General features: G+C 31.2%; 9 protein-coding genes and 2 riboswitches. Of the genes, 4 read left to right on the plus strand and 5 right to left on the minus strand.

All coding sequences use genetic code 11. The annotated features are described in order from the left end of the window. The first annotated feature begins 10 nt into the window (after nucleotides 1-10). Together RSD37_RS00720 and RSD37_RS00725 are read left to right on the plus strand one after the other, a co-directional pair. Complete coding sequence (locus RSD37_RS00720; protein ID WP_346944776.1) at nucleotides 11-1,270, plus strand: lactate dehydrogenase; 1,260 nt, start codon at nucleotides 11-13, stop codon at nucleotides 1,268-1,270. Nucleotides 1,271-1,327: 57 nt separating this feature from the next. Next, nucleotides 1,328-2,380 carry an NAD(P)H-dependent oxidoreductase gene (locus tag RSD37_RS00725; protein WP_346944777.1) on the plus strand — a complete coding sequence of 351 codons (1,053 nt, stop codon included), beginning with the start codon at nucleotides 1,328-1,330 and terminating at the stop codon, nucleotides 2,378-2,380. A 30-nt stretch (nucleotides 2,381-2,410) separates the two neighbouring features. Here RSD37_RS00725 and RSD37_RS00730 read toward each other — a convergent pair whose 3' ends face one another. Continuing rightward, nucleotides 2,411-3,583 carry an AI-2E family transporter gene (locus RSD37_RS00730; protein WP_346944778.1) on the minus strand — a complete coding sequence of 391 codons (1,173 nt, stop codon included), beginning with the start codon at nucleotides 3,581-3,583 and terminating at the stop codon, nucleotides 2,411-2,413. Between the two features lie 241 nt (nucleotides 3,584-3,824). Then, entirely contained in the window at nucleotides 3,825-5,258 is a 1,434-nt protein-coding gene (locus tag RSD37_RS00735) for a spore germination protein (protein ID WP_346944779.1), read from the minus strand. Nucleotides 5,259-5,439: 181 nt separating this feature from the next. On the opposite strand from RSD37_RS00735, the gene RSD37_RS00740 reads away from it, so the two are divergent. After that, nucleotides 5,440-6,252, plus strand: coding sequence for a DUF368 domain-containing protein (locus RSD37_RS00740; RefSeq protein WP_346944780.1), 813 nt, complete (start codon nucleotides 5,440-5,442; stop codon nucleotides 6,250-6,252). A 96-nt stretch (nucleotides 6,253-6,348) separates the two neighbouring features. Here the strand turns inward: RSD37_RS00740 and RSD37_RS00745 are convergent, their stop codons facing one another. The 3 genes from RSD37_RS00745 to RSD37_RS00755 all read right to left on the minus strand — a co-directional run bounded on the left by RSD37_RS00745 (nucleotide 6,349) and on the right by RSD37_RS00755 (nucleotide 9,830). Beyond that, nucleotides 6,349-7,491 carry an amidohydrolase gene (locus RSD37_RS00745; protein ID WP_346944781.1) on the minus strand — a complete coding sequence of 381 codons (1,143 nt, stop codon included), beginning with the start codon at nucleotides 7,489-7,491 and terminating at the stop codon, nucleotides 6,349-6,351. A gap of 144 nt (nucleotides 7,492-7,635) precedes the next feature. Continuing rightward, nucleotides 7,636-8,799 (minus strand): iron-containing alcohol dehydrogenase, encoded by a 1,164-nt coding sequence (locus RSD37_RS00750; protein ID WP_346944782.1) that lies wholly within the window; start codon nucleotides 8,797-8,799, stop codon nucleotides 7,636-7,638. 26 nt (nucleotides 8,800-8,825) lie between these two features. Then, entirely contained in the window at nucleotides 8,826-9,830 is a 1,005-nt protein-coding gene (locus RSD37_RS00755) for a M42 family metallopeptidase (RefSeq protein WP_346944783.1), read from the minus strand. 158 nt (nucleotides 9,831-9,988) lie between these two features. Then, nucleotides 9,989-10,047: riboswitch (Fluoride riboswitch) on the plus strand. A gap of 62 nt (nucleotides 10,048-10,109) precedes the next feature. Here RSD37_RS00755 and RSD37_RS00760 point away from each other — a divergent pair. After that, the gene (locus RSD37_RS00760; RefSeq protein ID WP_346944784.1) at nucleotides 10,110-11,306 is read left to right on the plus strand and encodes a cation:proton antiporter; all 1,197 of its coding nucleotides are present in this window, start codon (nucleotides 10,110-10,112) and stop codon (nucleotides 11,304-11,306) included. Between the two features lie 306 nt (nucleotides 11,307-11,612). Beyond that, a riboswitch (M-box (ykoK) riboswitch) is annotated at nucleotides 11,613-11,773 on the plus strand. The last annotated feature ends 227 nt before the right edge of the window (nucleotides 11,774-12,000 follow it).

The raw sequence follows: 12,000 nt of genomic DNA on the forward strand, positions 1-12,000 counted from the left end.
AAGGATTTTTATGCTTTACTATACATTTAAAGACTCATTAATACTAAGCAAAACTCCCCTTGAAGAAGATGTGTTTACCCCTGTAACTAAAGAGTTCTGTATAAATTATAAGAGCAAAATTTATGCTCTAACAAAAATGAATTGTGAAAACTCAAGAAGATCCTTTATAGTTTCCCATGAATCTCTTTTATTCTTAGAAAAGGAAGATTTAAATCTCCTGAAATCCTTAGAAATAAGTGATTCTAAAATTCCAAACTGGCTTCAAATAGCTATTAAAGATAAAAGAGTTATTTCCCTAAATACCAATTATCCAAACTTTCTAGATGTTCTGTCCTACTCTGCTCCTACAAAATGGAGAATAAATGTAGTTGGACTTGGAGATGTCGGTGCTACCCTTCTTACTGGTCTAAGATTACTAGGAAGTGACAACATAGCATCTTTAGGAATCTATGATAAAGACATGAAAAAGATGGATCGACTTAAATTTGAATTATCTCAGATACTCTCCTGTGACGGCAAGGAAGAAAGTATTAAAATAGTTTCTCTTAATGAAGAGAATTTATTTCATTGTGATATGTTTATATTCTGTGTTTCTGTAGGTATTCCACCTATTGGACAGGAACATTGTGATGTAAGGCTTGTGCAATTTAGTGGTAATAGAAAAATCCTTAAATCCTATGGTGAAATGGCTAGAGTGGCTAAATTCAAAGGTATATTTTCTGTTGTTTCAGATCCTGTAGATTTATTATGCAAATCATTATTTATAGATAGCAATAAAAATGAAGACGGAATTCTAGACTTTAATGGTCTATCCCCAGAACAAATTCGTGGTTATGGCCTAGGCGTTATGAATGGCAGAGCAGTATATTATAGCAACCTAAGAGAAGATACTGAAAATTACCTTACTGAAGGAAGAGCCTTTGGGCCTCATGGAGAAGGACTAATAATTGCTAATAGTATTGATAATTATAATGAAGCTGCTTCTAATTTTCTTACTGAGAAAGCCAAAACTGCAAATTTAGAGGTGCGCGCCTGTGGTTTTAAACCTTATATTGCTCCAGCCCTATCTTCTGGTGCACTTAGTATTATTGATACTATTAAAGGTAATTTTCATTACTCTTCTAACTTTATTGGTGGCACTTATATGGGATGCAAAAATAGATTTTATAATGGCTGTACGGAAAATGAAGTCTTAAATCTTCCTGATAAGCTTCTTAATAAATTAAACCAAACATATACTCTTTTAGATGAGCTTTTTAATAAGAAATGATTTATTGATATTTTAATATAATAGTTTCATAAACCACTAGTTTTAGGAGGGTTGATAATGGAAAAACTATATGTAATTTTACCTAATAAAAATATATCTAAAATCTTAAATAACATGGTAAAGTCCGCAACTAAAGATATTCCTCACAAAATCATTAACAATATAGATGATTTACCTGATTTAACCTATAAGAAACTACTCTTTGTTGCACAAGTAGAGGACGTTGGCTACGATGTACCTATGATTAACCTTTTAGCAAAGCTACTTAAAAATGGGAAAGATTCTTTGAAAGGTTCTACAGGTGCACTCCTTATATATAGCATTGACGATCACGGTACAAAACGAATTACTCAAGATATAATATATGTGGCAAACAATATGGGATGTTCTTTCATTGGTCATCCCCTTGTAGAAGCTACTAGCTCCTTAAAAAATTTCATGACTTGGCAAAAGACTATGGATATGACCCTTGAAAATATTTGTTATTATATGTGTAATGAATTAACTAAAAGACTTATTGAAGATACCCCTCAAACATTAGAAAAAGGTAAAATTCTTGTTCTTTATTCCAGTCCACATAAAACCTCTAATACCTTAGATCTTTGGCATATGGTTTCCAATCATCTTAATTGCTTTAAAATCAATGAACTACAAATTGAAAGCGGTGAAGTTCTTGATTGTATTGGATGTCCCTATAAACTTTGCCTTCACTATGGCAAAAATAAAGGTTGCTTTTATGGTGGTATTATGACTAATGATATTATTCCTTCTATAGAACACAGCGATGCCATTGTGTGGCTATGCCCTAATTATAATGATGCCATAGCTGCAAATCTAACAGCTGTAATAAATCGTATCACCGCTCTCTATAGAAGAACTAACTTTTATAATAAATCTATATTTGCAGTTATAGTCTCTGGTAATTCTGGCAGCGATTCTGTGGCAAAGCAATTAATCGGAGCCTTAAATATAAATAAAGGTTTTAGACTTCCCCCTTACTTTTCCATTAGAGCCATTGCAAATGATCCTAAGACAATATTTGCTGTGGATAACATTGAAGAAAAAAGCAAAAGTTTTAGTGAAATAATCTTAAATAGTATAAAGGTGTAGAAGATAACTTTCTTCTACACCTTTATACTGTTAACTAATTGATTTTGCCTTATAATATCTATGAACATATACACTAAGTATTGCTGCAATTGGAACTGCTAATATCATTCCAACAGGGCCCGCATATCCACCTCCAATAGTTAGTGAAATTAGTGTCCATACTGCCGGAAGTCCAACACTTCCCCCTACAATTTTAGGCTGAATAATATTTCCATCTACTTGCTGATATAATATGAGTAAAACAAATCCCCATATACCTAATGTTATGCTAGAGAATATCCCTAATACAAAGGCCACTATAGCTCCAACTAATGGACCTATATATGGAACTACGTTACATATACCAGCTATAACTCCTACTAAAATTGCAAATGGATGGTTTATGATTAACATTAATATTGATGAAACTATGGCAACTATAACTGCATCTAGTAAAACACCTCTTACAAAGCCTCCCACAACTTCATCTAAATCTAATATGAATTGTTTAATAACTTTACCTAATTTTCTTGAAATAAAGGCTCTACCAAATCTATTTATTGTTGCAAAAAGCATTTCTTTGTCCTTTAAAAAGTAGAAGGTAAATATAATAGTTAATACTAAATCTATTAGAAAAGATCCTACTCCATGTATACTATTAGTTATCAAATATACTATTCGCTCTCCATAAATAGCAAAGACTGATGTTATGTTATCTATATAACTACTTATCTGTTGATAATCAATATTAAGGCTTGCAAAATATGAATTTAAGTTTCCTATTAATTCTCTAACTGTATTTTCATACTGTGGAATATTATTTATTAGTGATTTGGCATTTTCTAATAGCGGCGGAATAATAAAGTTAAATATTAATACTAATGAAAGTATTATAATAAAGAAAACTATTATTATACTTATAGCTCTATATAACCAGCCATATTTAACTTTAGTTTTAGGGTTAATAACATTTATTAAAAGTTTCTCAATACATCGTACCGGTGGAAATAGCAAATATGCCAATATGGCTCCAGCTATAATTGGACTTATTACTTTTAAAAATCCTAAAATTAAATTCTTTGCAACATTTAAATATATACCACTTCTGCTCACTATTTCATAAGCAAGAAATAGCAGTATTCCAACACATACAGTTACAACCCCAATATTTATATACTTTTTATCTATGTCAAGCTTTTTATCAATTCTAAACTTTTCCCACATAAAAATCCCCCTCCCAAAGTAGGTTAAATCCCTTAATTATAATTAATTATGAAATGGTATCTTCTTACAATTAATTATACCTACTAATTCAATTATTATACTTAAAATTACCTTATATGGCATTATATCATATGTAGTTTTATATTTACAAAAAAGAAATATATTATTAACATAAATCATTAAATGGCCTAAAAAATAGGTTTGTTGTAGAAATATATCTCACAACAAACCTTTAACTTCTCTATTTTCTATGCTTACTCTGTTTACTATTTTCACCCAATGATCTTCTATAAAATAAACCCTTCAACTCTTTTCCATTAAAAGGAATAATAGGATATAGATAACTTCTACCTGTTAGAGTTTTATTAGATGCAGTAATTCCTAAAATTAGAATAAGTCCACCCACATATCCAAATATACCAAAACCCCAAGTACTTATAAGTAACAGCACTCTACAGAATTTTATAGCATAACTAAGTTCTATACTAGGGTGTGTAAAACTACCTACCGCAATGAATGCCATATATAATATTGTATCTGGTACAAACCATCCTGATCTTATAGCAAAATCACCTAGTATAAGACCTCCAATTATTCCAAGAGAACCTCCCAATGTATTAGGAGTGTTTAATGATGCCATCTTAAGTGCATCTATAGATACCTCTAAAAGCAAAAGCTGTAAAATTATTGGTATTGTGTTCATTTCAGCTACATTTAAAACTTGGAGATAAGACGGCAGCTGATCTATATTGTTCAATAATAGTAGCCAAGTAGGGGTTAATATTAAAGTGGTAATTAATACTAATGCTCTAATTATTCTTAGATAATTACCCGTAATTGGTGGGTAGTAAAAATCTTCTACCTGCTGTACAAAGTCAAGTAATGAAGATGGTAGCACCATAACACTAGGTGTATTATCTACAATTATGATTATTTTGCCCTCTAAAATATTAGCAGCAGCCACATCTGGACGTTCTGTGTATTTTACCTTTGGAAAAGGATTATAAAACTTATGCTTTACCAAAGCTTCTAACAAACTTTCCTGGTTCATTGTTAAAGCCTCTACATTCAGCGAGGATAATGTTTGCCTTATATCTTTTAACAAACACTCATCCCCTAGACCATCTATATATCCGATTGCTACATCGGTTTTAGATCTTGACCCTACAGATAACATTTCAAACGTAAGTTTAGGATCTCTTATTCTTCTTCTAACTAAAGCAGTATTAAATACTATGGTTTCAACAAATCCATCCTTAGATCCTCTTATTACCTTTTCCGTTTCTGGTTCTGCTGTTGACCTGGCTGGGTAGGTTCTAAGATCCAATATTACTGCTTCATCGAAACCATCTATAATCATCACTGTAGGTCCAGCTAGCATTGTAGATATAATTTTATCTATATCTTTTTCGCTATCCACTTCCACATAAGGCACTGTACTCTGAATAAATCCCTTAGCAGTTTCCATCTTATCGATTTCTTCTTTAGTAATTTTGAAAAAAACCTCCATGATTTTTTCCATTACATCATCTTTTATAAAGCCATCAATAAATAATATGGAGGTCTTCCTTTGACCTATAACTATAGTTCTATGAATTAAATCGAAGCTTTTATCTACATTTAATTTCTTTTTTATTATAGATAAGTTATTTTCCATACTTTTTGATAAATTCATTTCATCACTTCCTATACATATTAACTGATATTAGTATGTACCTAAAGTTTCATTTATATTACTTATTACTACTTACCACTTTAGATTTTAAAATTATTAATTGCAAGTTTGAAGGATTATGAATATAATTATAAGAGTGTTTAAATTTATAAATAACTTAAATGTTAAAAAGGAGACAAAAATGGAGAATATATTAAATATTTTAAAGGGACTAGTTATTGGTATATCTAATATTATTCCTGGAGTTAGTGGTGGAACTATGGCAGTAGTTCTAGGTATTTATGACAAGCTTATCTCTGCTATAAATAACTTTTTTAAAGACTGGAAAAAGAATATCTTCTTTCTTGTTGAAATTGCTATTGGAGTCGCTCTTGGCATAGTACTCTTTAGTAAACTAATTACAAATCTACTAACAAACTATGCAGAACCAACAAATTTCTTTTTCATAGGACTTATATTAGGTTCCTTCCCTATGTTATATAAAAGAGCAACTAAAGGAACGGTAAAACCTAAAAATTATATTTGGTTTCTTACCACCCTTATACTTATGATTATTATGTCTATCTTTGGAAGTGTTGAGGTAAGTTCCATTGTAATGACAACTCTTACTGTTAAAATCTTTATAACACTATTCTTAGCTGGATTTATTGCAGCTGCAACTATGATTCTCCCTGGTGTTAGTGGCTCTTTAGTGCTTTTAATTCTTGGATTATATACTACTCTTACAAATGCAGTTTCTACATTTAACATTCCACTACTTATACCAGTTGGTTTAGGAGTTGTTGTTGGAATTGTTACCATGACAAAGATTATAGAAGCATTTCTTAGTAGATTCCCACAGCCGGCTTACCTTGCTATATGTGGTTTAATACTAGGTTCTGTATTCCCTGTATACCCTGGATTCACCTTTGGAGTTACAGGAATTATATCTATAGTTACCTTTATAGTAGGATTTATATTAACTTATATTCTTGGAAAAAGAGAATCTGTTTAGTATAACAATTCATAACAAAACAAAGTGCTGTTTCAAATTTTTGAGACAGCACTTTATTTAATATTATATTTAGATTATAGTTTACATGAGTTAAAATTAATAAAATACTTCTTCGCCTTCAATAAATACCTTTTCTACCTTTGCTTGTAAATCCAATGGATGGTTACTCCAAATAACTATATCTGCATCCATTCCTTCAGCTAACTTACCTTTGATTCTATCAATTTCTAAAATTTCTGCTGGATTTATAGTAACTGCCTTTAAAGCTTCAACCTCACTCATACCAGCCTTCATAGCCATGGCTGCACACATATTTAAAGCATATTGTGGCAGTACACTGTGATCCGTTGTAATAGCTACCTTTATTCCACCCTCATTCAAAATCTTAACCGCATTAAAGGATTTTTTATTTGTTTCAATTTTTGACTTAGCTCCGAAGGATGGTCCAACTATAGCTGGATAATTATGTTGTTTCAAATAATCCAACACTAGGTGTCCCTCAGTACAGTGGTCTAAAGTTAACTTTAGATTAAATTCTTTAGCAATTCTTATAACAGTACATATGTCATCAGCTCTATGAACATGAGCCTTCAACGGTATTTCTCTATTGATTACTGGTAATAATGCCTCTTTATCTATGTCAACTTGGAAGTACTCATCTCCCTCTTTTATAGCTTTTTCCTTTTTAAGCTTATAGTTCTTAGCTTCAACTAATGATTTTCTTAGTAAATAAGCTATTCCCATTCTTGTCATAGGAGCCTTCCCTGATTTTCCGTAAACTCTTTTAGGATTTTCTCCAAAGGCACATTTCATTGCAGCAGTTTCTTTTATTATCATATCCTCAACAACGGTACCTGATAACTTAATAATAGAAAATTGTCCACCAATTACATTAGCGCTTCCTGGACCTGCACAAGCAACGGTAACCCCTCCAGCTAAAGCTTCCTTGAAAGCTATATCAAAGGGATTTATAGCATCTATTGCTCTAACTGCTGGAGTTATTGGATCTATCTTTTCGTTATGATCTGAACCTTCCCAGCCAACACCAGTCTCTGATAATCCTATATGAGAATGGGCTTCAATAAGTCCTGGCATTATGTGCTTTCCTTCACAATCATAATCACAATTTCCCTCTATTCTCTCTGCAATCTTCTCAATCTTTGAACCATTTACCAAGATATCTCTCTTAACAAATCCCTTTTCCTCAACTAAAAAAACTAATCCATTCTTAATTAACATATATTTTCCCCTCCAAATTCAAATCTTAATTAACCCTATCTTTATTTTAACCAATGAAATTAATGAAAAAGCTAGTTCAAAATTTTCACCATGAACTAGCCTTTATCTGTTGTCATTATATTTAATTACTTTTAGTATCTTACCCTACTCAAAGGCAATTTCTAAAATTTTATAGATATCTTCTCTATGAAGTGATTTAAATGTTCCAAGTGGAGCTAGTATAGCTGCATTATCTGCAATGAAATCTAAGTCTTCTTTCTTAACTCCAACTTCTTTCAATGTAACAGGAGCTCCAATCTCTTTATAGAAATCTCTTAGTGTTTCTATTCCTTTTAAAGCTCTCTGCTCTTCTGTTCCTTCATTTACATTAAACACACGGCTTGCAAGCTTTGCAAACTTTGCAACATCCTCTTTATAAACATATTTCATCCAAGCTGGCATTATTATTGCAAGACCTGAACCATGAGCTATATCATTAAATACAGAAAGTGAGTGCTCTATAAGATGAGATGACCAGTCACCCTTTCTTCCAACTCCATTTAATCCATTTAAAGCTAAAGTTGCAGCAAAAGCAACTTCACTTCTAGATGCATAATTACTACTATCCTTTAATAATTCTCTTGTATGAGTTATTACAGTTCTAATGATACCTTCTGAAAGTTCATCACTCATATCAGTGCTTTTAGTTCCACCAAAGTAAGCTTCAAATACGTGACTTATAGCATCAATAGCACCATTAGCTGTTTGATTAGCTGGAAGAGTACTTTGAACTGTTGGATCTAAGATTGAAACTGTAGGATAAAGTAGTGGAGAACCAAAACTCCATTTCTTACCTTCTTCTTCATTTGTTATAACTCCACCCGAATTCATCTCTGAACCTGTAGCTGATAAAGTTAACACTGTGAATATTGGCAATGCCTTCGCAACCATTCCTTTTCCTTCAAAGAACTCCCATACATTTCCCTCACAGCATGCACCTGCTGAAATAGCCTTCGCAGAGTCTATTACACTTCCTCCACCAACAGCTAAAATACCATCAATATCATTAGCTCTTACAATCTCTATTCCTTCTTGGACCTTTGATAATACTGGATTTGGCTTAACACCTGATAATTCAATAAACTCTATATTATTTTCCTTTAAGGATGTTATAACAGTATCATATACTCCATTTTTCATTATAGAGCCTTTTCCATAAAGGAATAATACCTTTTTAACCTTATTCTTCTTTACATGACTTCCTACAGTACTTACTGTATTTTCTCCAAAAACTAATTTTGTTGGATTATGAAGTGTGAAATTTAACATATATATTGTCCTCCTCTATATATAAATTATTCTTCGTCAAAGTTGAATTCTCTATCTACATATTTTGCTAAAAGCTCTATAGATGCATTAGTATCATCCATGCTTATTAACCCATTTGGTCCATGTACATATCTAGTTGCAACAGATATACCTGTAGCTCTAACTCCATAATTAGATTTATTAATAGCACCAGCATCTGTACCACCACCATCAATTACATCTAATTGATATTTTATATTATTATCTTTAGCACAATTTATCATCTCATCTACCAGATATTCATTACATATAACAGAACCATCAGAAACCTTTATTGCTGTTCCTCCACCTATTTTGTTGCTTCCTTCTGCACAATTAGGGAAGTCACTTGCAATGGTTACATCAAGTGCTATTCCTAAATCTGGGTTAATTCTATTTGCTGCAACTGTAGCGCCTCTAAGTCCAACTTCTTCTTGAGTTGAAAATACAAAATATAGATCATTATAAGGCTTTTGAACTTTCTTTAATGTTTCTATTAAAATATAGCATCCTATTCTATCGTCAATAGCCTTAGCTGTTACGTTATTTTCTTTAAGTTCTACATAATCTCCTATATAAGCAGCTACATCCCCAATTCTTATATATTTTTCGACTTCTTCCTTAGTGCTAGCTCCAATATCTATATATAGCTTTTTAGTGTCTGTAGTTAATTCTTTTTCTTTAATTGTACTAGCCACAAGTCCTATAACACCATTTCTAAATTTAACTCTATTCATTGAAGTTCCAATAACAGGAATTCCACCTAGTGCTCTAACCTTTATATATCCCTTTTCATCAATTTTAATAACTTGAAATCCAATCTCATCCATGTGAGCTGATGCCATTATTTTTTTCTTATTCTCCCCAACTCCAGATTTAAAAACTATTAAATTTCCAAGAGCATCTACAGTTATATCATCTGCAAGTTCCTTAATCTCTTCTCTTATTATACCTCTTACTTCCTTCTCGTATCCACTAACCCCAAAAGCATTAACTAATTTTTCCAATAACATAATGAATCCCCCTATAATTTGTAATTTAATTCTATATTTATCATAATATCATATTAATTATATTAATTCTAGAAAAATTTCGAAATACGAAACTTTAACCTCCCGTAATATCTTTATCTTGATTTCAAATTTAATTATTGATATACTAAATTTATAATTAAAATTAAGGTGATGGAGTTCACCATAACTGCTAAGTGCTAATGACTCCTACAGACAACACCATAGGTGTATCTGTAGGAGTTTTTTTATTATTACCAATATTTTAAAGGAGGATTTCTCATGGCTACTAGTTTAGCAATTATTATTTTACTTTCACTTTTATTTAGCTTTGTTTTTGAAAAATTTAATCTTCCCGGTCTTCTAGGAATGCTTATACTTGGAATTATTTTAGGTCCATATGGCTTTAATATCATCAGTAATGATTTACTAAACATATCTACCGATCTTAGGAAAATAGCTTTAATAATTATTCTTCTAAGAGCAGGTTTAGGAATAAAAAAATCTGATTTAAAGGAAGTAGGTAAACCTGCCATAAAAATGAGTTTTATTCCAGGTATTCTAGAAGGATTATCGATCGCTATTATTTCTACACAACTTTTAGGATTTACCTTCATCCAAGGTGGAATTCTAGGATTTATAATAGCAGCTGTGTCACCTGCCGTAGTTGTTCCGCAAATGATTAATCTCATGGAAAGAAACTTAGGAACTAACAAAGGTATTCCAACATTAATCTTAGCTGGAGCTTCTGTTGATGATGTTTTTGCTATTACTATACTAAGTAGCTTTTTAGGTTTATACGCTGGTAATAATATTAACCTAGCAGGTCAAATATTTAGTATACCACTTTCAATTATTTTAGGAATATTAATGGGATTACTTATTGGTTTTATTCTCATAAAATTATTTAAATCCTTTAGTATTTCTGATACAAAAAAACTTCTACTAATCCTAGCTTCTTCAATTTTGCTTACCACCTTAGAAACTTTGTTTAAAGATAAGATTGCCATAGCAAGTCTTTTAGGAGTAATGACCATCGGATTTATTTTAACTGATAAAATTCCTGTAATCTCAAAACCAATTTCCTTAAATCTTAATAAATTATGGGTCTTTGCCGAAATTATGCTTTTTGTTTTAGTTGGAGCCCAGGTTAACATAAGTGTTGCCTTCTCATCTGGTGCTCTTGGCATAATTATTATATTTATAGGATTAATCTGCCGAAGTATTGGGGTTATGATTTCTTTAATTGGAACGGATTTAAATTTAAAAGAAAGATTATTTTGTGTTATTTCCTATACTCCAAAAGCAACTGTGCAAGCTGCCATGGGTGCACTGCCGCTATCACTTGGAGTTGCATCCGGTGATTTAATATTAGCTATCTCCGTACTATCTATAATAGTTACAGCTCCATTAGGTGCCATAGCAATAAAATACTTTAGTAAGAAACTCTTAGTCCAAAGTTCTAAAGCTGTGTATTGATTTTTCCAGTTATAAAACTAATTATTAATTAATAGCTTAATTATAATTTACAACTATTATATTAGCTTTTACTGAAATAAAAACTCCAATCCTGAATCAGCTTGGAGTTCTTCATATTACTTTTCTTTAACTGTGCTTTAAACAGGTTTTTAAATTGTCATCAACATTATTTAAACTAAATCAATTCTTTTAAACACTATAAAAATACGTCTATTATCATAGAATCAATGTTACTTTAAATTAAGATATTAAATTTTGTTGACTTTTTCTGCTTTAAAGAATAATATATATATTGAAGAAAAACTTAATATACCTCGGTAGGTGAGGTTACTATAAGGATACGGGTTGCTGCCGTAAAAGAGTGGAAACATTCTTAACTGGTTAGCAGGTTTTGCCGAACAAAGAAGGCTTAATCTAATGCAATTTCATTGCCTTACAGAGCTAAAACTTGAACGAGAAAGTATTTTAATACATTCCTGCGTTTTAGTTTACGGAGGTTTTTTTGTTTTAAATTTTAGGAGGTGTAAGAATCATGGACGATGGTAGTAGTAATATTGACGATGAAGATTTGATAAATTTAATGTTTAATAATACATATATGTTCTATAAAACTTCTTACGCTTCTTTGCATCATAATATGAAATTTAATTAAAGGGATTATTAATAATCCCTTTAATTAAATATCTCTTCTTTT

Source organism: Clostridium sp., from assembly GCF_036646415.1.
Lineage (GTDB): Bacteria > Bacillota > Clostridia > Clostridiales > Clostridiaceae > Clostridium_J.